The organism is Sphingomonas sp. KR3-1, from assembly GCF_040049295.1.
Taxonomy (GTDB): Bacteria; Pseudomonadota; Alphaproteobacteria; order Sphingomonadales; family Sphingomonadaceae; genus Sphingomonas.
Map to the genome: position 1 here is coordinate 697,072 of NZ_JBDZDQ010000001.1, position 18,797 is coordinate 715,868.

Below are 18,797 nucleotides of genomic sequence, written 5' to 3' on the forward strand. Positions count from 1 at the left end.
CCAGATCAGCGCGCCGAGCGGCGCCAGCGCCATGCCGGCCGAAAGCCAGGCGCCAAGGTTGGAAGAAGCATTCCTGTTCATGCCGCGGATATGGGAACCTGCACGAACAGGAAATCTTTCGGACCTGAAACGAAAAGGGCGGCCGCACCTGGTGCGACCGCCCTTCCCTATCTCGTTTGCGCGGCCGATCAGGCGACGGCATCGAAATCCTCGTCGGCCATCACCGGGCCCGAATCCTGGCCCTTGGCAGAGACGTCGCGGTCGACGAACTCGATGATCGCCATCGGCGAGGCGTCCGAAGCGCGCGGGCCGGTCTTGATGATGCGGGTATAGCCGCCGTTGCGATCGGCATAGCGGGTCGCCAGCACGTCGAACAGCTTCACCAGCTGCGCATCGTCGAGCAGACGGGCATGGGCGAGGCGGCGGTTGGACAGGCCACCCTTCTTGGCGAGCGTGATCAGCTTCTCCACATAGGGACGAAGCTCCTTGGCCTTGGCGACGGTGGTGGTGATCTGCTCGTGCTTGATGAGCGCGGCGCTCAGGTTGCGGAACAGCGCAATGCGGTGGGCCGAGGTACGCTGCAGCTTACGGCCGCCAACACGATGACGCATGGTACTTCCTTCAGTTCGTTCGGGGGCCGTATCAGGTACCCCGGACCAGGCAGCGATAAGGGCCGCTGCCCATAACCCTTTGCGAATTTCGCGAAGGCGCGCCCTAAGCGGATTCGGGCGCGAAAGTCAAGCCCGGAGGGGCGGAACGGCCAGGCCGCCCCGCCCTTTCCACGATTACTGCTGCGGCGCGGCCGGCGCTGCGGGTGCCGGAGTCGCGGGGGCCGGACCGCCGGCGAGCGCCGCGGCGACCTGCTCGGGACGCAGCGCGCCGACGCCGGGGCCCATGTCGTCGGCATCGACCATCTTCAGCTTCTTGGCGCGGAACTCCGCCTCGGTCGACGGACGGATGTCCGGACGGCCGACCATGATGCCCATCTTGATCTTGCAGGCGGCATACTGCGTCTCGTCGGCCTCGACCTCGAGCGCCAGCATGTCCTTGGCCTCGCTCTTCACGGTGAACTCGTGACGGCCCGGCTCGGTGACCATGATGAAATACTTGCCAGCGCCGAGCGAGCTGACCTTCTGGCCCTTCTCGTTGACCGAGCAGCCGATGGCGAAGCCGGTGCCGCCAGGGCGGTAGAACACGATCTGGCCCTTGCCGGCGGGCGGCGCAGGGATGGCGATCGGCGCGACGTCCTTGTCGCCGGCGATGGCGGGCGTGGCGACCGCCGTCAGTGCGACCGCGGCGGCGATGGTGAGCTTGGTGAACATGGTTTCCCCCTCCCTTGCTTATTGAACCGATTGCGTTGCCGGCAGCGCCGCAGGTGCGGCCTCCGGCACGGGCGCCTGCACCGGCGGCGCGAGCGTGAAGAGCTCGGCGGTCTTGGCCTGGGCCAGCGTGCCCGACGGCACGTTGACCTCCCCGCCCTTAATCATGAAGCCGATCAGGCTGAGCCCGGGCGCCACCGCGGCGCTGGCCATGTTGATCGAATCGACCGTGCCGGTCTTTGACTTGCCGTTCGGCGAGACCTGCATGCTGCGCAGCCGCAGCTGGCGGCCGCAGACTTCGAGGAAGCGCGCCGCGAGCACCAGCTCGCCGCCGGCGCCGCTGCCGCCCGCCCGCTTGGCGTGGATGACTTCCCCCCGGCCACTGGCGCCCGCCGGGAGCAGCTCGACTCCGTCGACGATGATCGGTGCGGCGAGCCGAAGTGCGAAGAAGGCACCCGGCATGCTGATCTTGCTGCCCAGCGGCTCGAGCATCTCGACGGTGACCGGCGTCAGCGCCGGAATGGTCAGCGACGGCTCGCAGGCCGGGCCGGGCGGCAGCGGCGCTGCCACGGCCTGGATCGGCGCCGGTACCGTCGTCGTTTGCGCCGCGGCGCCTGCAGGCAAGAAGCCGCACGCAAGCGCGGCGCCCGCCAGGAAAAGCTGCCAATGCACGGAAATGCCCCCCGAAATTCCCCCGAAGGCAAATTATGGCGCGCGGTGTCATTTGACAAGCGGAACGATTGCTCCGGAATGAAGCAAAAGCAGAAGGGCCGCCCCTTTCGGGACGGCCCTTCGCTTGTTCCTCGCTTCGGATCCTGGGCTTAGCCCATGATCTCCTGCTCGAGCTTCTTGGCCATCTCTTCGATGTTCTCGGGCGGCCAGCCCGGGATTTCCATCCCGAGGCGGAGCCCCATGCTCGAAAGGACTTCCTTGATCTCGTTGAGCGACTTGCGGCCGAAGTTCGGCGTGCGCAGCATCTCGGCTTCGGTCTTCTGGACCAGATCGCCGATATAGATGATGTTGTCGTTCTTGAGGCAGTTGGCCGAGCGGACCGAAAGCTCCAACTCGTCGACCTTCTTCAGCAGGTAGCGGTTGATCTGCGACGCGTCGCCCGAACCGGTATCCGCAGCGCCGCCGGCAGCCGGAGCGGCCATGCCGATCGGAGCCGAGCGGGTGATCGCCGAATCGTCGAAGTGGACGAACAGCGCCAGCTGGTCCTGCAGGATGCGCGCGGCATAGGCCACGGCGTCCTCGGGGCTGATCGTGCCATCGGTCTCGACGCTCAACGTGAGCTTGTCGTAGTCGAGCTCCTGGCCGACGCGGGTGTTCTCGACCTTGTACGAAACCTGGCGAACCGGGCTGTACAGGGCGTCGACCGGGATCAGACCGATCGGCGCATCGGCCGGACGGTTCGACGCGGCGGGGACATAGCCCTTGCCGGTGTCGGCGGTCAGTTCCATGTTGAGCGTCGCGCCATCGTCGAGGTGGCAGATGACGAGATCGGGGTTCATCACCTCGATGTCACCCGACACGGCGATGTCGCCAGCCTTGACCTCAGCCGGGCCAGTGGCCGCGAGCTGGAGGCGCTTCGGGCCTTCGCCCTGCATCTTGAGCGCGATCTGCTTCACGTTGAGGACGATGTCCGTCACGTCCTCGCGAACCCCCGCCAGCGAGCTGAACTCGTGGAGGACGTTCTCGATCTTGATCGAAGTGACCGCGGCACCCTGCAGCGACGAGAGCAGCACGCGGCGCAGCGCGTTGCCGAGCGTCAGGCCGAAACCGCGCTCGAGCGGCTCCGCCACGAAGGTCGACTTGCGCTTGGGATCGCCACCGGGCTTCTTCTCGAGGCCGTTGGGCTTCTTGAGTTCCTGCCAGTTCTTAGCGTTGACCGACACGGGCTTTCCTCATGTTGGGCGGGACTTGAGGCCATCCCGCCAGGTAATAACTGCAAGACCGCGGACCCGCCTCAGGGTCCGCGGTGCAAGCAGGATTTAGACGCGACGACGCTTCGACGGACGCACGCCGTTGTGCGGGATCGGCGTCACGTCGCGGATGGACGTGATCTGGAAGCCGACCGCCTGCAGCGCGCGGAGCGCCGACTCGCGGCCCGAACCCGGGCCCTTCACTTCAACCTCGAGGGTGCGCACGCCGTGCTCGGCGGCCTTGCGGCCCGCGTCCTCGGCGGCAACCTGGGCTGCGTACGGGGTCGACTTGCGCGAGCCCTTGAAGCCCATCATGCCGGCCGACGACCACGAAATGGCGTTGCCCTGGGCATCGGTGATGGTGATCATCGTGTTGTTGAAGCTGGCGTTCACATGGGCGACGCCGGCGGTGATGTTCTTGCGTTCGCGACGGCGAATACGCTGCGGTTCACGTGCCATGGTTCAGCCCTCCCTTACTTCTTCTTGCCGGCGATCGGCTTGGCCTTGCCCTTGCGGGTGCGCGCATTGGTGTGCGTGCGCTGGCCACGGACCGGGAGGCCCTTACGGTGACGGAGACCGCGGTAGCAGGCCAAGTCCATCAGACGCTTGATGTTCATCGCGGTCTGGCGACGCAGGTCGCCTTCCACGGTGTAGCCGGCGTCGATCGCTTCACGGATCTGCAGCACTTCCTGGTCCGAAAGGTCCTGGACGCGGCGATCGTCGGCGATGTTGAGCTTGGCGGTGATTTCCTTGGCCTTGGTCGCGCCAATGCCGTGGATATACTGCAGCGCGATAACGACGCGCTTGTTGGTCGGGATATTTACACCCGCAATACGTGCCATGGAATTTGTTCTCCCAGCTCCACGGGACGCCGCATGGCAGCTCGCGTCCCATCTCGTAGCGTTGTTTCCGAAATGCAGTGGCACGACGAGCGCACAAGGACGCCGCCGGACACCGGTGTTTCGGAAGATGGGCGACATATGCGTCCGCCAACGCTGAGTCAAGCGTTGCGGGCAAGCCTTTTGCCGGAAACGGACTCATACACCATCCTGACCCCGCCGCCAAGCAGCCCGCCGGGGCGCCTGTCCCCCGATGCGACGTTCAACCGGGCGGTTGAACGATTCGTTGAATCTCTTGACACACCTACGCATGCGCGAAGGGCTTCGACCCCACTCCTCCAGAGAGCAGGCGAAATCCTACATTGCAAGCCTGGCGGCACCTGCAACGTGGCGCAGGCGCTATCCCTCGACCGCGAGGCGATAGCCGGCCCCGCGCACCGTGTGGAGGATCGGCGCGGCGCCCTCCTCGAGCTTGCGGCGCAGGCGGCCGATATGGACGTCGACGACGTTCGATCCGGGATCGAAGCGGCAGTTCCACACGCTTTCGAGCATCATCGTCCGCGTGACCACCTCGCCGGCGTGCCGCGCGAGGAATTCGAGCAAGTGGAACTCGCGGGCGACCAGCGGCACCGCCCGGCCGCCCCGCGCCACCGTGCGGCTGAGCAGGTCGATCTCGAGATCGCCGACGACGATGCGAGTCGCTTGCGCCTCGCCGGCGTCGCGCTCGGCCCGGCGCAGCAGCGCGGCGATACGCGCGCGCAGCTCGGCGAGCGAAAAGGGCTTGGCGAGATAGTCATCGGCGCCGGCAGTGAGCCCGGTCACCTTGTCGTCGACCGTGCCGAGCGCGGAGAGCATGATCGCCGGCGTACGCAGCCCCTGGGCGCGCAGCTCGGCGAGCAGCGACAGGCCGTCCATGCCCGGAAGCATGCGATCGAGGATCCACAGGTCGAAATCGCCCTCGGCAGCGCGCGCCAGGCCCGCAAGGCCCTCGCTGCAGGTCTCGATGTCGAGCCCCTCGGCGTCGAGGCCGCGCAGCACGAAGTCGAGCGAGGCGGCATCGTCCTCGACGATCAGGATGTGGTGCGTCACGACCATCCTCCGCCCTGCCATGAGAAGGGCGGCCGGCGAACAAGGGGGTGTCCGCCGGCCGTTGCGTCGATGCCAGGGCAGCATCGGCGACTTCAGGGGCCGCAGGGGCGCCATGCGCTCTTCCCGGCAGGCTCGGCGCGGACGGGGGCATGTCCGGACAAGCGCGGCGGCGGCGATCACGGGGCGGAGATCGATGCCGAGCCGGGAAGAGCAACCGGGGCAACCGCATGCGGGTGACCTAAGCTGCTGGCCAGCAGGTGCCGGCCATGGGCTTCTGATAGCCGCCAGGGGTGCCCGAGGCGGTGACCGGGGCATGACAAAATCGTAATGTTGCGGGGGTGGAATTGGGGCCCGGGCTTGCCTCGGGAAGGGGCCATTCGCGCGGCGAATGGTGGAGGCGCTCGCCGGGCACCGGCGCGTCGCGCCGGCCCCTCCACCACGCCCTGCGGGCGCGGTCCCCCTCCCCGAGACAAGCTCGGGGAGGAATTGTGTGGCTCCCAAACGAAAAGGGCGCGGTATTGCTACCGCGCCCTTCGCAAACGGGTGGCTGGGCCGTCAGGCCTTGCCGTCGAGGATCGCATCGATCTGCGCGCCGACTTCGGCGATGTCGGCCATGCCGTCGACTGCGCGCACCAGGCCCTTGGCCTCGTAGATCGGCAGGATCGGCGCGGTCTTGGCGCGATATTCGGCCATGCGGGTGCGCACGGTCTCTTCATTGTCGTCGGGGCGGCGCTTGAACTCGTGATGCCCGCAGACGTCGCACGTGCCCTCGACCTTGGGCAGCTTGAACTTGTCGTGATAGCCGGCACCGCAATTGGCGCAGGTGAAGCGGCCGGTGATGCGCTCGACCAGCGCATCCTCGTCGACGACCAGCTCGATGACGAAATCGAGCGCACGATCATGCGCGTCGAGGATCTCGTCGAGCGACTCGGCCTGCGGCGCCGTGCGCGGATAGCCGTCGAAGATCGTGCCCTGGTCGACGGACAGCGTGCCGAGCTTCTCGTCGATCAGCGCCGAGACGATCTCGTCGGAAACCAGCGCGCCCGAGTCCATGACCTCCGCGACCTGGTGGCCGAGCGGCGTATCCGCCTTGCGCGCAGCCCGCAGCATGTCGCCCGTGGAGAGCTGGACCATGCCGCGCTCCGCCTCGAGCCGACTAGCCTGGGTGCCCTTGCCGGCTCCCGGCGGGCCCAACAGGATGATATTCACTAAGCCTATCCCCTCAGTTTCGGCCAGTTCGGGCCGCGCTCAGCGCGCGCGGCCCTTCAGCTTCGCCTTCTTGATCAGGTCGCCATACTGGTGCGCCAGCAGGTGCGACTGGATCTGAGTCACCGTGTCCATCGTCACGTTGACGACGATGAGCAGGCTGGTGCCGCCCATCAGGAACGGAATGCTCATCGACGAGAACACTGCTTCGGGAACGAGGCAGATGATCGTCAGATAGGCCGCGCCGATCACGGTGATGCGGGTGAGCACGTAATCGAAGTACAGCTCGGTGTTCTTGCCCGGGCGGATGCCCGGGATGAACCCGCCATAGCGCTTGAGGTTCTCGGCGGTCTCCTCCGGATTGAACACCACGGCGGTGTAGAAGAAGGAGAAGAAGATGATGCCGAGGCCGTAGAGCGACATGTAGACCGGCGAACCGTGGCGCAGCCACTGGTTCATGTTGATCACCACGTCGCTCCACCAGTTCTCGCCCGCGGTCATGTTGCCGGCGAACTGGGTGATCGTCAGCGGCAGCAGCAGCAGCGACGAGGCGAAGATCGGCGGGATCACGCCGGCGGTGTTGAGCTTGAGCGGCAGGTGGCTGCGCTCGGCCTGCACGCCCCTTGCGGTCTGCCGCTTGGGATACTGGATCAGGATGCGGCGCTGGGCGCGCTCCATGAAGCAGATGAACAGCACGAGCACCGCCACGCCGACGATGATCGTCAGCAGGCGCAGCGGATCGATCGAGCCGGTGCGGCCGCTCTCGAACAGCTGGACGAGCGTGGTGGGCAGGCGGGCGACGATGCCGGCCATGATGATCAGCGAGATGCCGTTGCCGATGCCGCGATTGGTGATCTGCTCACCGATCCACATCAGGAACATGGTGCCGCCGATCAGCGAGACGACCGCGCCGATGCGGAAGATCATGCCGGGCTCGACGACGGGCTGCAGGCCCTGCTGCGCGCCGAAGCTCTCGAGGCCGACGGCGATGAAATAGCCCTGCACCGCAGTCAGCGCGACGGTGCCGTAGCGCGTATACTGGTTGAGGCGCTTGCGGCCGCTCTCGCCTTCCTTCTTGATCGCGTTGAGCGTGGGGCTCAGCGAGGTGGCGAGCTGCACCACGATCGAGGCAGTGATGTAGGGCATCACGCCCAGCGCCACGATCGACATGCGATTGAGCGCGCCGCCGGTGAAGTTGTTGAAGAAATCGAGCACACCGCCCGCCGTCTGCTGCGCGAGCAGGTTGAGCTGGGTCGGGTCGACGCCCGGAAGCGGCACGTAGCTCAGCATGCGGAAGACGATCAGGGCGCCGAGGGTAAACCACAGACGCTTCTTGAGGTCGGTCGCCTTGGCGAACTTCGCCAGGTTGATGCTGGAAGCAAGTTGATCGGAGGCGGAGGCCATGTTGTCTTAGGTCCCGGAAACAGAAACGGCGGATGAGCGTTTCCGCCCCCCGCCGTTCATATAGGGTGTCCAACCCTCAGGGCAATCTGTCCCCGGCCCAGGGCTGGGGACAAGTCACCGAACGGCGTGATGCTGGGCCCCGGCGCGCGGCCGGGGAACAGCATGGTTACGCCTTGGCGGCGGCCTTCTTGGCTTCCTTGTCCGCGGCGCGGACCTTCTGCACGACGCGGTGCTTGGCCTTGGCCTTCTCCGCCGCCGGCACGATCTCGGGGATCGTCACGGTGCCGCCAGCCTTCTCGACCGCCTCGACCGCGCTCTTCGACGCGCCGGCAACGGTGAAGTTCAGCTTGGCCTTGAGCTCGCCCTTGGCGAGGAGGCGGACGCCGTCCTTGCCGCCACGGGTCAGGCCCGCCGCGTTCAGCTCGGCCTGGGTCAGGTCAGTCGCGGTCAGCTTGCCCGAATCGATCGCCTTCTGGATCGCGCCCAGGTTCACCTCGGCATAGTCCTTGGCGAAGATGTTGTTGAAGCCGCGCTTCGGGATGCGCATGTGGAGCGGCATCTGACCGCCCTCGAACCCGTTGATCGAGACGCCTTCGCGGCTCTTCTGACCCTTCTGGCCGCGGCCAGCGGTCTTGCCCTTGCCCGAGCCGATGCCGCGTCCGACGCGGATCTTGCGGTGGCGGGCGCCCTGGTTGTCGGTGAGTTCGTTAAGCTTCATGATCGTGCACTCGCTTTCGCTTTTGTCGCGCGTTGTAAGGAAGCGGGGCCCATAGCGGCGGGATCGCGCTTTGTCACCCCTGTTTTCGTGCAGGTGCCACGGCGTCCGCCCGCGGTTCCGCCCGCCGCACCTACCCCGTATAAGATCGAACTTGCCGCCCTTTCGGCAGACCGCGCAAGGTGCACGGCGATGAAGATTTTCTGGACCATCCTGCGCCAGCCAGCAGCGCGGATCGTCGTCGCGGCGGCGATCCTGTTCGTCGTCATCGCCTGGATCGCAGTGATCTGGCAGATCCAGGAAGACCGGGCGGTCGCCATCCAGTCGGCCTCGCGGGAGAATCGCAACCGGGTCGTCGCCTTCGAGCAATATGTCCGGCGCACGCTCGAGCTGGCGGATCTCGCCACCGAATATCTGGGCGAGCACTATGGCAGCCTGGTCGCCCCTGTGGGCAGCGCGGCGCCCAAGCTGATCACGCTGCCCCGCTATTTCGGCCCGATCATCACCGGCGCGGAGATCGCCGACCGCGACGGCAATATCCGCTTCACCACCAAGCAGCGCGGGCCGGTCAATGTGAAGGACAAGCGGGTGTTCCGCGAGCTGGAGAGCGCCCCCGGCGTCGCGCGGGCCGTCTCCGACCCCAACGAGGCGCTCGATTCGAAGGGCGCGGTGGTGCTGGTCGCCCGCTCCTGGCGCGACGCACACGGCGCCTTTGCCGGCGCGGTGGCAGTCGATGTGCCGACCGACCGGTTCGTCGATTTCAACGCAGGGCTGCGCTACCGGCCCGAGGACCTGATCTCGATCATCTCGCTGCGCGGCATCACGCTGGCGCGGCGCGAAGGCGACGTCGTGAGCTGGGGGCAGAACCTGAACGACACGCTGGTGATGCAGCACCAGAAGGCCGCGCCCAATGGCGAATATTGGGGGCCGAGCGCGATCGACGGCAAGCGCCGGCTGTTCAGCCACCAGCGGCTCGCCAACTACCCGATCTTCGTCACCTCGGGCATCGGCGAGAGCGACATCTTCGCCCCGGCCCGGCAGCGCGCGCGCTGGTTCCTGATCCTGGTCTCGGCGCTGACCCTGGTGGTGGGGGCGCTGCTCGCGCTCTATTTCCGCCACGTCTCCAATCAGCAGCAGGCGCAGCGCCGCTTCGATGTGATCCGCGACGAATTCGCCCATAGCGCCCGCGTGTCGTCGCTGAGCGAGATGGCGGGCGGCCTGGCGCACGAGCTCAACCAGCCCCTTGCTGCCGCATCGAACTTCCTTTCGGTGGGCGAAATCCTGCTCAAGGGCGACGGCTCGCGCGAGGCCGCCGCCGCACAGATCGGCCAGGCACGCGGCCAGATCGCCCGCGCGGGCGACATCATCCGGCGCATCCGCGACTATCTCGCCAAGGGCAGCGCCGAGATGCGCATCGAGCCGATCGACGACGTCATCAACGACGCCATCGAACTGGCGCGCGGGGCAAAGGTCGCTCCCTCGGCGCGGATCACCTATTCCGGGATACAGCCGCCGATCCGCGCGCTGATCGACCGGATCCAGATCCAGCAGGTGCTGGTCAACCTGATCCGCAACGCCGAGGAGGCGATGGCGCATTTGCCGCTCGAGCAGCGCGCGATCCGCATCACCAGCACGATCGCATCGGACGAGTTCCTCAAGATCATCGTCGAGGATACCGGCCCGGGCTTCCCGGAGGCCGTCTTCGCCCAGATCAACATGCCCTTCATCTCCACCAAGGCAGGGCACGGCCTGGGGATCGGCCTGTCGATCTGCCGCAGCATCATCGAAGCGCATGGCGGCGTGCTGCAGGCGGAGAACCTGGCGCGCGGTGCGATGGTCTGCTTCACCGTGCAGCGCGACCCGACGGTGCGCGCTGCGGCGTGAGCGGCGACTTGTCCGGCTTTGCCCGGGAACGCCGTCTCTCCTCGTGAAATCCAGCGAGGAGAAAGCACGTGATCCGCAAGACCATCATTGCCGCCGGCCTTATCGCGATCAGCGGCGGGCTGGCCGGGACGGCGTTTTCGCAGAGCGGCAAGCCCATTACGGTCTCGAACGCGAAGCCGGTCGAGATGAGCCCGGCCCTGGTCCTCGACGTGCGGATCGATCGGCTGGAGAAGGACGTCGGCACGCTGAAGGAGCGGGTTCAGCTCCTGTGCGATACCGTGGCGAAGCAGGGCGCAGCGCTCAAGAGCATGCAAAGCTCCGGCAACAGCCAGAGCGTGGTGATGCAGCCCGCCCAGGGCATCAAGGGCAGCTGCCTGTAGGGAACGCGCCACCGGGAGGCACCGGCAAACGAAAAGGGGCGACAGTCGCCTGTCGCCCCTTCCCTGTTTGTCGCTGGCAGCGGACGAAGGCTTAGCCCTCGAGCACCTTCACCATGTGCGGCAGCTTGCGGATCATGCCGCGGACCTCGGGGCTGTCTTCCAGCTCCGAGACCTTGTGCATCTTGTTCAGGCCAAGGCCGATCAGCGTTGCGCGCTGATCCTTGGTGCGGCGGATCGGCGAGCCGATCTGCTGGATCTTGATCTTCGCCATGTCGCTTACTCCGCGATCGCGGCTGCATCCGCCTCGGCGGTCTGCGAACCACCGCGGCCGAGCAGGTCGGCGATCTTCTTGCCGCGCCGCTGGGCGACCGACTTCGGCGAAGTCTGGTCCACCAGCGCCTCGAAGGTGGCGCGGATCATGTTGTAGGGGTTCGACGTGCCGACCGACTTGGTCACGACGTCGGCAACGCCCAGGCTCTCGAAGATGGCGCGCATCGGGCCACCCGCGATGATGCCGGTGCCCTGCGGCGCCGAGCGGATGGTCACGCGGCCAGCGCCGAAATGGCCCTTGCCGTCGTGATGCAGCGTGCGGCCTTCCTTGAGCGGAATGCGGACCATTGCCTTCTTGGCGGCCGCAGTCGCCTTCGAGATGGCTTCCGGCACTTCGCGCGCCTTGCCATGGCCGAAGCCTGCACGGCCCTTGCCGTCGCCCACGACGACCAGCGCCGCGAAGCCGAAGCGCTTGCCGCCCTTCACCGTCTTCGAGACGCGGTTGATGTGGACCAGCTTCTCGATCAGCTCCTCGCCGCCGTCCTCGGCACCCGGACCACCGCGACGATCGTCGCGACGGCCACGGTTGCCGTCACGGCCGCCACGGTTGTTGCCGCCGCCGGGGCCGCCACGGCCGCGGCCACGGCCACGACCCTGCTGCTCCTGGGGCGCACCGGCGTCCGGAGCCGCCTCGAAGCCCGCGCCTTCCGGCGCCTGGTTGTTTTCGTCAGCCATTCTCAGAACTCCAGCCCGCTCTCACGAGCGGCATCGGCCAGCGCCTTGACGCGGCCATGGTAGAGGAAGCCACCGCGGTCGAAGACGACCTGCGTGACGCCGGCTGCCTTGGCAGCCTCGGCAACGCGCTTGCCGACTTCCTGCGCCGCGGCGATGGTCGCGCCGGTCTTGCCGCGCACGTCCTTCTCGAGGGTGGAAGCCGATGCGACGGTCTTGCCGGCGGCATCGTCGATCACCTGGGCATAGATGTGCTTGCCCGAGCGATGGATCGAAAGACGCGGACGACCACCGGCACGTGCACGCAGCGACGTACGGTTGCGGCGACGACGCTTCGCGAAAAGCGAGAGACCCTTGGTGCTGATCACTTCTTCTTCCCTTCCTTACGGAAGATGAACTCGCCGTCGTACTTGATGCCCTTGCCCTTGTACGGCTCAGGCTTCCGCCAGCGGCGAATCTCGGCCGCAATCTGGCCGACCTTCTGCTTGTCGATGCCCGAGATCTCGACCGTGGTCTGATCCGGGGTCTTGACCTCGATGCCTTCCGGCACGTCGATATCGACGTCGTGCGAATAGCCGAGCTGAAGCTTGAGCTTCTTGCCCTGCGAGTTCGCGCGGTAGCCGACGCCGGTGATCAGGAGCTTCTTGGAGAAGCCCTCGGTCACGCCGGTGACGAGGTTCTGGACCAGCGTGCGCTGCATGCCCCAGAAGGCACGCGCCTGCTTGGTCTCGTTCGCCGGCTTCACCAGGATGCCGCCGTCCTCGAGCGTGTAGCTGATCTCGTCGCGCAGGTTGAGCGAAAGGGCGCCCTTGGGGCCCTTCACGTTCAGCACGCGGCCGTCGATCGTGGCGGTGACGCCTGCCGGAACCGTGACCGGCTTCTTACCGATGCGGCTCATCAGAACACCTCCGCGAGCACTTCGCCGCCGACATTCTGCTCGCGCGCTTCCGCGTCGGACAGAACACCGCGAGGCGTCGAGACGATCGTGATGCCGAGGCCGTTGCGGATACGCGGAAGCTCCTGCGAGCCCGAATAGACGCGGCGGCCGGGCTTCGAGACGCGCGCGACGTGCTTGATCGCCGGCTGGCCCTCGAAATACTTCAGCTCGATGCGGATGCCGGCCGCGGGGCCCATCTGCTCTTCGCTGTAGCCACGGATATAACCCTCGCGCTGAAGAACGTCGAGGACGCGCGCACGCAGCTTGCTCGCCGGCGTAAGGACGGAGTCCTTGCGGGCGCGCTGGCCGTTGCGGATGCGGGTGAGCATATCACCCAGGGGATCGGTCACTGCCATGTGTCAGTCCTTACCAGCTCGACTTGGTGACGCCGGGGATCAGTCCCTTATTGGACAGATCGCGCAGCATCACGCGTGCGAGACGGAACTTGCGGTAATAGCCGCGCGGGCGGCCGGTCAGCTCGCACCGGTTACGGATGCGGGTCGGATTACCGTTCCTGGGGATCTCGGCCATCTTGAGGCGCGCGATGAGACGCTCGGTCTCATCGAGGCTCTCATCGTTCGCGATCGCCTTGAGCTTCGCATACTTGCCGGCGTACTTCTTCACCAGCTGCTTGCGACGCTCGTTCTTATTGATGGAACTCAGTTTCGCCATGACTTAAGTTCTCTTTCCCTTACGCTGCCTGCTTCGCTTCGCCGTCCGCATCCTGCGGGAACGGGAAGCCGAAGAGACGGAGGAGCTCGCGAGCTTCTTCGTCGGTCTTGGCGGTGGTGGTCACGATCACGTCCATGCCGCGCACCTTGTCGATGCGGTCATAGTTGATCTCGGGGAACACGAGCTGCTCCTTCAGGCCACAGGCATAGTTGCCACGGCCGTCGAAGCTCTTCGGGTTCAGCCCACGGAAGTCGCGAACGCGCGGAAGCGCGATCGTGATGAAGCGGTCGAGGAACTCGTACATGCGCTCGCGGCGAAGGGTGACCTTCACGCCGATCGGCATGCCCTCGCGCAGCTTGAACTGCGCGATCGACTTCTTCGCCTTGGTGATGACAGGCTTCTGGCCGGCGATCAGCTCCATTTCGGACGCTGCCTGCTCGACCTTCTTCTTGTCCTGCGTCGCTTCGCCCACGCCCATGTTGAGCGTGATCTTGTCGATCTTCGGCACTTCCATGACGTTCTTGTAACCGAACTTCTCGGTCATCGCCTTGGCGATCTGCTCGTCATAGAGCTTGCGCATGCGCGGCGTGTAGGAATCAGCCATTGATGACCTCCCCGGTCTTGACGGCGACGCGAACCTTCTTGCCGTCACGCTCTTCGAAGCGGACGCGCGTCGGCTTGCCGTCCTTGGTCACGTGCGCGACCTTGGACACTGCCATCGGCGCTTCCGAACGCTCGAGACCGCCCTGCGGGTTGGTCTGCGAAGCCTTGCGGTGACGCACGGCGATGTTGACGCCCGACACGACGACCTTGCCGTCCTTCGGGAGCGCCTTGACGACCTCGCCGGTCCGTCCCTTGTCCTTGCCGGACAGGACGATGACCTGGTCGCCCTTCTTGATCTTGGCAGCAGCCATCACAGCACCTCGGGGGCGAGCGAAATGATCTTCATGAAGCCCTTCGAGCGCAGCTCGCGGACCACCGGGCCAAAGATACGGGTGCCGATCGGCTCCTCGTTCTTGTTGACCAGGACGGCAGCGTTGCCGTCGAAGCGAATCACCGAGCCATCGGCGCGGCGGACGTCCTTGGCGGTGCGGACGATGACGGCGCGGTGCACGTCACCCTTCTTCACCTTGCCGCGGGGAGCAGCTTCCTTGATGCTGACGACGATGACGTCGCCCACGGAGGCGAAGCGACGCTTCGATCCGCCCAGCACCTTGATGCACTGCACCCGCTTCGCGCCGCTGTTGTCAGCGACGTCGAGATTGGACTGCATCTGGATCATCGATCCGGTTCCTTCTCGTTCGGCCTTCCGGGACCTGCCCGGTGGTTCCAGTTAAAAAGATTAGGCGGCGGCGTCCGACTTGGTCGGGGTCGCGTGGGTGTTCACCCGCTCGATCACCTTCCAGGTCTTCAGCTTGGAGATCGGCGCAGTCTCTTCGATGCGCACGGTCTCGCCGGCCTTGTACTCATTGCCCTCGTCATGGGCATGATACTTCTTCGAGCGGCGGATGATCTTGCCGTAGAGCGGGTGCTTCACCTTACGCTCCACCAGCACGACAACCGTCTTGTCGCCCTTGTCGGAAACCACGTTCCCGGTCAGCACGCGCTTCGGCATGGTTTCGTCCTTTACTTGGCAGCCGAGCGCGAGCGCTCGTTCTGCAGCGTCTTGATACGGGCGATGTCCCGACGGACCTCGCGAACGCGGCTCGGCTTTTCGAGCTGGCTGGTCGCGGCCTGGAAACGGAGGTTGAACGCCTCGCGCTTCAGGTTGCCGAGCTCGTCGCTCAGCTGGTCTTCGGTCTTCGCACGAAGATCGGTAGCCTTGGTCATTCTATCAACCCTCCAGGTGCGAGGTATCGCCGAGGCGAGCCACGACCTTGACCTTGATCGGCAGCTTCATCGCCGCACGCTCGAACGCTTCCGCGGCGAGCGGGCCGGGAACGCCGTCCAGCTCGAACAGGATGCGGCCCGGCTTGACGCGGGCGACCCAGAATTCCGGCGAGCCCTTGCCCGAGCCCATGCGGACTTCAGCAGGCTTGGACGAGACCGGCACGTCCGGGAAGATGCGGATCCAGAGACGGCCCTGGCGCTTGATGTGACGGGTGATCGCGCGGCGAGCCGCCTCGATCTGACGGGCGGTGATCCGCTCCGGCTCCATCGCCTTCAGGCCATACGACCCGAAGTTCAGCGCAGTGCCACCCTTGGCGTCGCCATGGATGCGGCCCTTGAAGGCCTTGCGGAACTTGGTGCGCTTCGGTTGCAGCATTGTTCTGTCCTAACCCTTAGCGACGGTCGTCGCGCGCCGGGCGAACGCCCGTCGTCTGCGATTCCAGGTTGAGGCGATCGGTCGCCATCGGATCGTGGCCGAGGATCTCACCCTTGAAGATCCACACCTTCACGCCGCAGACGCCATAGGCGGTGTGCGCTTCGGCAGTGGCGTGATCGATGTTCGCGCGCAGCGTGTGCAGCGGAACGCGACCCTCGCGATACCATTCCGAACGGGCGATCTCGGCGCCGCCGAGACGGCCGCCGCAGTTGATCCGGATGCCCTCGGCGCCGAGACGCATCGCTGACTGCACCGCGCGCTTCATGGCGCGGCGGAAGGCGATACGACGCTCGAGCTGATCGGCGATGCCCTGGGCGACGAGCTTGGCGTCGACTTCCGGCTTGCGGATCTCGACGATGTTCAGGCTCACGTCGCTCGAGGTCATCGCGCTCAGCGTCTTGCGCAGCTTCTCGATGTCCGAGCCCTTCTTGCCGATGATCACACCGGGACGGGCAGCGTAGATCGACACGCGGCACAGCTTGGCCGGGCGCTCAATCACCACCTTCGAGATCGCGGCCTGGGGCAGCGTCTCGACGATGTACTTGCGGATCTTGAGGTCCTCCATGAGGAGCCGGCCATAGTCGGCGCCCTCGGCGAACCAGCGGCTGTCCCAGGTGCGGTTGACCTGGAGGCGAAGGCCGATCGGGTTGCTCTTGTGACCCATTATGCTTCTTCCTGCTCGCGGACGACGATGCGAAGACGGCTGAACGGCTTCAGGATGCGGGTGGACTTGCCACGGCCGCGGGTCGCGAAGCGCTTCATCGTGATCGACTTGCCGACCGAAGCCTCGGCGACGACGAGCGCGTCGACGTCGAGGTTGTGGTTGTTTTCCGCATTGGCGATCGCCGAGGCGAGAACCTTGCGCGCGTCGACGGCCATGGCCTTGGTCGAGAACTGAAGGATGTTCAGCGCGTCCTCTGCCTTCTTGCCGCGGATCAGGCCCGCGACGAGGTTCAGCTTCTGGGCTGAACCACGGATCTGCGTGGCGACGGCAAGGGCTTCCTTGTCACCGACCTTGCGGGGGGCTGCAGGCTTGCTCATTAGCGCTTACCCTTCTTGTCGGCAGCGTGGCCCGGGAAGAACCGGGTCGGCGCGAACTCGCCGAGCTTCATGCCGACCATGTCCTCGTTGACCGAGACCGGGACGAACTTGCGGCCATTGTAGACGCTGAACGTCAGGCCGACGAAGTCCGGCAGGATCGTCGAGCGGCGCGACCAGGTCTTGATCGGACCGGCGCGGGTGCCCTGCTCCTGCGCGGTCTGCGCCTTCTTGAGCAGGTGGAGGTCCACGAAGGGACCCTTCCAAACGGAGCGAGCCATGGTTTAGCCCTTCTTCTTCGCGTGACGGCTGCGGATGATCATCTTGTCCGTCGCCTTGTTGTGGCGGGTGCGCGCACCCTTGGTCGGCTTGCCCCACGGCGTGACCGGATGACGGCCGCCCGAGGTCCGGCCTTCACCACCGCCGTGCGGGTGGTCGACCGGGTTCTTCGCAACACCGCGGGTTAGCGGGCGGATGCCCTTCCAGCGGTTACGGCCAGCCTTGCCAAGGTTGGTGTTCTGGTTGTCCGGGTTGGACACCGCACCGACCGTCGCCATGCAATTGCCGTGGATGTAGCGCTGCTCGCCCGAGTTCAGGCGAACGATGACCATGCCGCGGTCACGACCGACGACCTGCACATAGGTGCCTGCCGAACGGGCGATCTGGCCGCCCTTGCCCGGCTTCATCTCCACGTTGTGGACGATGGTGCCGACCGGCATCTGGCCGAGTTCCATGGCATTGCCCGGCTTCACGTCGGTCTTCTTGCCGGCGATCACCTTGTCGCCAACGCCGAGGCGCTGCGGAGCGATGATGTAGGCGACGCGGTCCTTGCCCGCTTCGTCCTTGCCGTAGTTGACCAGCGCGATGAACGCGGTGCGGTTGGGATCATATTCGATCCGCTCGACGGTGCCCTCGACGTCCCACAGGCGGCGCTTGAAATCGACGATGCGATAGCGCTGCTTGTGACCGCCGGCGATGCCGCGCGAAGTCACGTGACCCTTGTTGTTGCGGCCGCCGGTCTTGGTCTTGCCCTCGGTCAGAGCCTTGACCGGACGACCCTTGTACAGGGCCGAACGGTCGATCAGGATCAGGCCGCGGACGCCAGGCGACGTCGGATTATAATTCTTGAGTGCCATCGCCTCAGATTCCCGTCGTCACGTCGATCTGGTCGCCATCGGCGAGCGTCACGATCGCTTTCTTGATGTCCGAGCGCTTGTAGGGAGCGCCCTTCCACTTCTTGGTCTTGCCCTTCTGGACGATCGTGTTGACGCCCGTGACCTTGACCGAGAACAGCGCTTCGACAGCGGCCTTGATCTCGGGCTTGGTGGCGTCGCCGGCGACCTTGAACACAACGGCGTTGTGCTCGGAGACCAGAGTCGACTTCTCGGTGATGTGCGGCGCGACAATCACGTCATAGTGACGGTTGTCGATCGCGGCTGCCTGCTTCTTAGCCATTGAAGCGCGCCTCCAGCTTCTCGACGGCAGCGCGGGTCAGGACCAGCGTGTCGTGCTTCAGGATGTCATAGACGTTGGCGCCGACCGCCGGCAGGACGTTGACGCCCACCAGGTTGCGGGCCGCGAGGAAGCCGTTGCCGGCCTCACCGTCGATCACCAGCGCGGTGCGACCGGTGCCGAGCTTCGCGAACTGCGCCTTCAGCTCCGCCGTCTTGGCAGTGCCGAACGCGTCGAGGACGACCAGCGAACCCGCCTTGGCGTGGCTGCTGAGGGCCATCTTCAGGCCCAGCGCGCGGATCTTCTTGTTCAGGCCGGGATTGAAGTCACGGACGCGGGCGCCGTGTGCCTTACCACCACCAATGAACACCGGAGCGCGGCGATCGCCGTGACGGGCGGTACCGCCGCCCTTCTGGCGCCCGAACTTCTTGCCCGAGCGGGCGACGTCAGCACGCTCGCGAGTGCCGCGCGCGGTGGCGCGACGCTTCTCGAGCTGCCAGGTGACGACGCGGTGCAGGATGTCGGCGCGCGGCTCGACGCCGAAAACGGCCTCGTTGAGCTCGATGTCGCCCGATGCCTTCGCGTCGAGGGTTTGAACCTTGACCTTCACGT

The 18,797-nt window shown here is 65.9% G+C and carries 30 protein-coding genes; 2 read left to right on the forward strand and 28 right to left on the reverse strand.

Features of this window, described 5'->3' with window-relative positions; translation table 11 throughout:
• Positions 1-188: 188 nt before the first annotated feature.
• The 10 genes from rplQ to rplO form a co-directional block, all read right to left on the reverse strand.
• Entirely contained in the window at positions 189-611 is a 423-nt protein-coding gene (gene rplQ / locus ABLE38_RS03415; protein WP_348972763.1) for a 50S ribosomal protein L17, read from the reverse strand.
• A 174-nt stretch (positions 612-785) separates the two neighbouring features.
• The gene (locus tag ABLE38_RS03420) at positions 786-1,322 is read right to left on the reverse strand and encodes a DUF2846 domain-containing protein (RefSeq protein WP_348972764.1); all 537 of its coding nucleotides are present in this window, start codon (positions 1,320-1,322) and stop codon (positions 786-788) included.
• An 18-nt stretch (positions 1,323-1,340) separates the two neighbouring features.
• On the reverse strand, positions 1,341-1,991 hold the full coding sequence (locus ABLE38_RS03425) for a hypothetical protein (RefSeq protein WP_348972765.1): 651 nt from the start codon (positions 1,989-1,991) through the stop codon (positions 1,341-1,343).
• 149 nt (positions 1,992-2,140) lie between these two features.
• Complete coding sequence (locus ABLE38_RS03430) at positions 2,141-3,214, reverse strand: DNA-directed RNA polymerase subunit alpha (RefSeq protein WP_348972766.1); 1,074 nt, start codon at positions 3,212-3,214, stop codon at positions 2,141-2,143.
• A gap of 96 nt (positions 3,215-3,310) precedes the next feature.
• Entirely contained in the window at positions 3,311-3,700 is a 390-nt protein-coding gene (rpsK, locus tag ABLE38_RS03435) for a 30S ribosomal protein S11 (RefSeq protein ID WP_010545745.1), read from the reverse strand.
• Between the two features lie 14 nt (positions 3,701-3,714).
• Positions 3,715-4,083, reverse strand: a complete 369-nt coding sequence (gene rpsM / locus ABLE38_RS03440) for a 30S ribosomal protein S13 (RefSeq protein ID WP_348972767.1) — start codon at positions 4,081-4,083, stop codon at positions 3,715-3,717.
• Positions 4,084-4,479: 396 nt separating this feature from the next.
• Positions 4,480-5,169: a response regulator transcription factor gene (locus ABLE38_RS03445; RefSeq protein WP_348972768.1), complete on the reverse strand. Its 690-nt coding sequence runs from the start codon at positions 5,167-5,169 to the stop codon at positions 4,480-4,482.
• A gap of 555 nt (positions 5,170-5,724) precedes the next feature.
• Positions 5,725-6,378, reverse strand: a complete 654-nt coding sequence (locus tag ABLE38_RS03450) for an adenylate kinase (protein WP_348972769.1) — start codon at positions 6,376-6,378, stop codon at positions 5,725-5,727.
• Between the two features lie 39 nt (positions 6,379-6,417).
• Positions 6,418-7,779 carry a preprotein translocase subunit SecY gene (gene secY / locus ABLE38_RS03455; RefSeq protein ID WP_348972770.1) on the reverse strand — a complete coding sequence of 454 codons (1,362 nt, stop codon included), beginning with the start codon at positions 7,777-7,779 and terminating at the stop codon, positions 6,418-6,420.
• A 166-nt stretch (positions 7,780-7,945) separates the two neighbouring features.
• On the reverse strand, positions 7,946-8,497 hold the full coding sequence (rplO, locus tag ABLE38_RS03460; RefSeq protein WP_348972771.1) for a 50S ribosomal protein L15: 552 nt from the start codon (positions 8,495-8,497) through the stop codon (positions 7,946-7,948).
• 189 nt (positions 8,498-8,686) lie between these two features.
• On the opposite strand from rplO, the gene ABLE38_RS03465 reads away from it, so the two are divergent.
• Together ABLE38_RS03465 and ABLE38_RS03470 are read left to right on the forward strand one after the other, a co-directional pair.
• Positions 8,687-10,378 carry an ATP-binding protein gene (locus tag ABLE38_RS03465; protein WP_348972772.1) on the forward strand — a complete coding sequence of 564 codons (1,692 nt, stop codon included), beginning with the start codon at positions 8,687-8,689 and terminating at the stop codon, positions 10,376-10,378.
• Between the two features lie 68 nt (positions 10,379-10,446).
• On the forward strand, positions 10,447-10,758 hold the full coding sequence (locus ABLE38_RS03470; protein WP_348972773.1) for a hypothetical protein: 312 nt from the start codon (positions 10,447-10,449) through the stop codon (positions 10,756-10,758).
• A 91-nt stretch (positions 10,759-10,849) separates the two neighbouring features.
• Here ABLE38_RS03470 and rpmD read toward each other — a convergent pair whose 3' ends face one another.
• Genes rpmD through rplD form a run of 18 tightly spaced genes read right to left on the reverse strand, consistent with a single transcriptional unit; the run spans position 10,850 to position 18,795 of the window.
• On the reverse strand, positions 10,850-11,029 hold the full coding sequence (rpmD, locus tag ABLE38_RS03475; RefSeq protein ID WP_044333362.1) for a 50S ribosomal protein L30: 180 nt from the start codon (positions 11,027-11,029) through the stop codon (positions 10,850-10,852).
• A 5-nt stretch (positions 11,030-11,034) separates the two neighbouring features.
• The gene (gene rpsE / locus ABLE38_RS03480; protein ID WP_348972774.1) at positions 11,035-11,763 is read right to left on the reverse strand and encodes a 30S ribosomal protein S5; all 729 of its coding nucleotides are present in this window, start codon (positions 11,761-11,763) and stop codon (positions 11,035-11,037) included.
• A 2-nt stretch (positions 11,764-11,765) separates the two neighbouring features.
• On the reverse strand, positions 11,766-12,125 hold the full coding sequence (gene rplR / locus ABLE38_RS03485) for a 50S ribosomal protein L18 (RefSeq protein ID WP_348974441.1): 360 nt from the start codon (positions 12,123-12,125) through the stop codon (positions 11,766-11,768).
• Entirely contained in the window at positions 12,125-12,658 is a 534-nt protein-coding gene (rplF, locus tag ABLE38_RS03490) for a 50S ribosomal protein L6 (RefSeq protein WP_348972775.1), read from the reverse strand. Before rplF ends, rplR begins: the two co-directional genes overlap by 1 nt.
• Entirely contained in the window at positions 12,658-13,053 is a 396-nt protein-coding gene (gene rpsH, locus ABLE38_RS03495; protein WP_213981421.1) for a 30S ribosomal protein S8, read from the reverse strand. The genes rplF and rpsH overlap by 1 nt, the downstream gene beginning before the upstream one ends.
• Before the next feature lie 10 nt (positions 13,054-13,063).
• Positions 13,064-13,369, reverse strand: a complete 306-nt coding sequence (gene rpsN, locus ABLE38_RS03500; protein WP_348972776.1) for a 30S ribosomal protein S14 — start codon at positions 13,367-13,369, stop codon at positions 13,064-13,066.
• 19 nt (positions 13,370-13,388) lie between these two features.
• Entirely contained in the window at positions 13,389-13,973 is a 585-nt protein-coding gene (gene rplE / locus ABLE38_RS03505) for a 50S ribosomal protein L5 (RefSeq protein WP_348972777.1), read from the reverse strand.
• On the reverse strand, positions 13,966-14,283 hold the full coding sequence (rplX, locus tag ABLE38_RS03510; RefSeq protein WP_348972778.1) for a 50S ribosomal protein L24: 318 nt from the start codon (positions 14,281-14,283) through the stop codon (positions 13,966-13,968). Before rplX ends, rplE begins: the two co-directional genes overlap by 8 nt.
• On the reverse strand, positions 14,283-14,651 hold the full coding sequence (gene rplN / locus ABLE38_RS03515; RefSeq protein ID WP_086128650.1) for a 50S ribosomal protein L14: 369 nt from the start codon (positions 14,649-14,651) through the stop codon (positions 14,283-14,285). The genes rplX and rplN overlap by 1 nt, the downstream gene beginning before the upstream one ends.
• 60 nt (positions 14,652-14,711) lie before the next feature.
• Entirely contained in the window at positions 14,712-14,984 is a 273-nt protein-coding gene (gene rpsQ, locus ABLE38_RS03520; RefSeq protein ID WP_086128649.1) for a 30S ribosomal protein S17, read from the reverse strand.
• A gap of 11 nt (positions 14,985-14,995) precedes the next feature.
• Entirely contained in the window at positions 14,996-15,199 is a 204-nt protein-coding gene (rpmC, locus tag ABLE38_RS03525) for a 50S ribosomal protein L29 (protein WP_277768563.1), read from the reverse strand.
• A 4-nt stretch (positions 15,200-15,203) separates the two neighbouring features.
• A complete protein-coding gene (rplP, locus tag ABLE38_RS03530) occupies positions 15,204-15,635 on the reverse strand; it encodes a 50S ribosomal protein L16 (protein ID WP_086128647.1) in 432 nt (143 codons plus the stop codon).
• A 16-nt stretch (positions 15,636-15,651) separates the two neighbouring features.
• A complete protein-coding gene (rpsC, locus tag ABLE38_RS03535) occupies positions 15,652-16,359 on the reverse strand; it encodes a 30S ribosomal protein S3 (protein WP_348972779.1) in 708 nt (235 codons plus the stop codon).
• Entirely contained in the window at positions 16,359-16,736 is a 378-nt protein-coding gene (rplV, locus tag ABLE38_RS03540; protein WP_348972780.1) for a 50S ribosomal protein L22, read from the reverse strand. Before rplV ends, rpsC begins: the two co-directional genes overlap by 1 nt.
• Positions 16,736-17,014 (reverse strand): 30S ribosomal protein S19, encoded by a 279-nt coding sequence (gene rpsS, locus ABLE38_RS03545; RefSeq protein WP_086128644.1) that lies wholly within the window; start codon positions 17,012-17,014, stop codon positions 16,736-16,738. The genes rplV and rpsS overlap by 1 nt, the downstream gene beginning before the upstream one ends.
• A gap of 3 nt (positions 17,015-17,017) precedes the next feature.
• Positions 17,018-17,869, reverse strand: coding sequence for a 50S ribosomal protein L2 (gene rplB / locus ABLE38_RS03550; protein WP_348972781.1), 852 nt, complete (start codon positions 17,867-17,869; stop codon positions 17,018-17,020).
• Positions 17,870-17,873: 4 nt separating this feature from the next.
• On the reverse strand, positions 17,874-18,188 hold the full coding sequence (locus ABLE38_RS03555; RefSeq protein WP_348972782.1) for a 50S ribosomal protein L23: 315 nt from the start codon (positions 18,186-18,188) through the stop codon (positions 17,874-17,876).
• Positions 18,181-18,795: a 50S ribosomal protein L4 gene (gene rplD / locus ABLE38_RS03560; RefSeq protein ID WP_348972783.1), complete on the reverse strand. Its 615-nt coding sequence runs from the start codon at positions 18,793-18,795 to the stop codon at positions 18,181-18,183. The genes ABLE38_RS03555 and rplD overlap by 8 nt, the downstream gene beginning before the upstream one ends.
• Positions 18,796-18,797: the final 2 nt, after the last annotated feature.

What these genes read in the sequence shown, in the direction of transcription:
- rplX (WP_348972778.1), bottom strand. Translation starts at nt 14,283, where the DNA reads ATGGCTGCTGCCAAGATCAAGAAGGGCGACCAGGTCATCGTCCTGTCC.
- ABLE38_RS03420 (WP_348972764.1), bottom strand. Translation starts at nt 1,322, where the DNA reads ATGTTCACCAAGCTCACCATCGCCGCCGCGGTCGCACTGACGGCGGTC.
- rpsS (WP_086128644.1), bottom strand. Translation starts at nt 17,014, where the DNA reads ATGGCTCGCTCCGTTTGGAAGGGTCCCTTCGTGGACCTCCACCTGCTC.
- rplB (WP_348972781.1), bottom strand. Translation starts at nt 17,869, where the DNA reads ATGGCACTCAAGAATTATAATCCGACGTCGCCTGGCGTCCGCGGCCTG.
- rpsK (WP_010545745.1), bottom strand. Translation starts at nt 3,700, where the DNA reads ATGGCACGTGAACCGCAGCGTATTCGCCGTCGCGAACGCAAGAACATC.
- ABLE38_RS03555 (WP_348972782.1), bottom strand. Translation starts at nt 18,188, where the DNA reads ATGGCTAAGAAGCAGGCAGCCGCGATCGACAACCGTCACTATGACGTG.
- secY (WP_348972770.1), bottom strand. Translation starts at nt 7,779, where the DNA reads ATGGCCTCCGCCTCCGATCAACTTGCTTCCAGCATCAACCTGGCGAAG.
- rpsM (WP_348972767.1), bottom strand. Translation starts at nt 4,083, where the DNA reads ATGGCACGTATTGCGGGTGTAAATATCCCGACCAACAAGCGCGTCGTT.
- rpsN (WP_348972776.1), bottom strand. Translation starts at nt 13,369, where the DNA reads ATGGCGAAACTGAGTTCCATCAATAAGAACGAGCGTCGCAAGCAGCTG.
- rplV (WP_348972780.1), bottom strand. Translation starts at nt 16,736, where the DNA reads ATGAGCAAGCCTGCAGCCCCCCGCAAGGTCGGTGACAAGGAAGCCCTT.
- rplQ (WP_348972763.1), bottom strand. Translation starts at nt 611, where the DNA reads ATGCGTCATCGTGTTGGCGGCCGTAAGCTGCAGCGTACCTCGGCCCAC.
- rplN (WP_086128650.1), bottom strand. Translation starts at nt 14,651, where the DNA reads ATGATCCAGATGCAGTCCAATCTCGACGTCGCTGACAACAGCGGCGCG.
- rpmC (WP_277768563.1), bottom strand. Translation starts at nt 15,199, where the DNA reads ATGACCAAGGCTACCGATCTTCGTGCGAAGACCGAAGACCAGCTGAGC.
- rpsQ (WP_086128649.1), bottom strand. Translation starts at nt 14,984, where the DNA reads ATGCCGAAGCGCGTGCTGACCGGGAACGTGGTTTCCGACAAGGGCGAC.
- ABLE38_RS03465 (WP_348972772.1), top strand. Translation starts at nt 8,687, where the DNA reads ATGAAGATTTTCTGGACCATCCTGCGCCAGCCAGCAGCGCGGATCGTC.
- rplF (WP_348972775.1), bottom strand. Translation starts at nt 12,658, where the DNA reads ATGAGCCGCATCGGTAAGAAGCCGGTCACGGTTCCGGCAGGCGTCACC.
- rplP (WP_086128647.1), bottom strand. Translation starts at nt 15,635, where the DNA reads ATGCTGCAACCGAAGCGCACCAAGTTCCGCAAGGCCTTCAAGGGCCGC.
- rpsH (WP_213981421.1), bottom strand. Translation starts at nt 13,053, where the DNA reads ATGGCAGTGACCGATCCCCTGGGTGATATGCTCACCCGCATCCGCAAC.
- rpmD (WP_044333362.1), bottom strand. Translation starts at nt 11,029, where the DNA reads ATGGCGAAGATCAAGATCCAGCAGATCGGCTCGCCGATCCGCCGCACC.
- rplE (WP_348972777.1), bottom strand. Translation starts at nt 13,973, where the DNA reads ATGGCTGATTCCTACACGCCGCGCATGCGCAAGCTCTATGACGAGCAG.
- rpsE (WP_348972774.1), bottom strand. Translation starts at nt 11,763, where the DNA reads ATGGCTGACGAAAACAACCAGGCGCCGGAAGGCGCGGGCTTCGAGGCG.
- rpsC (WP_348972779.1), bottom strand. Translation starts at nt 16,359, where the DNA reads ATGGGTCACAAGAGCAACCCGATCGGCCTTCGCCTCCAGGTCAACCGC.
- rplO (WP_348972771.1), bottom strand. Translation starts at nt 8,497, where the DNA reads ATGAAGCTTAACGAACTCACCGACAACCAGGGCGCCCGCCACCGCAAG.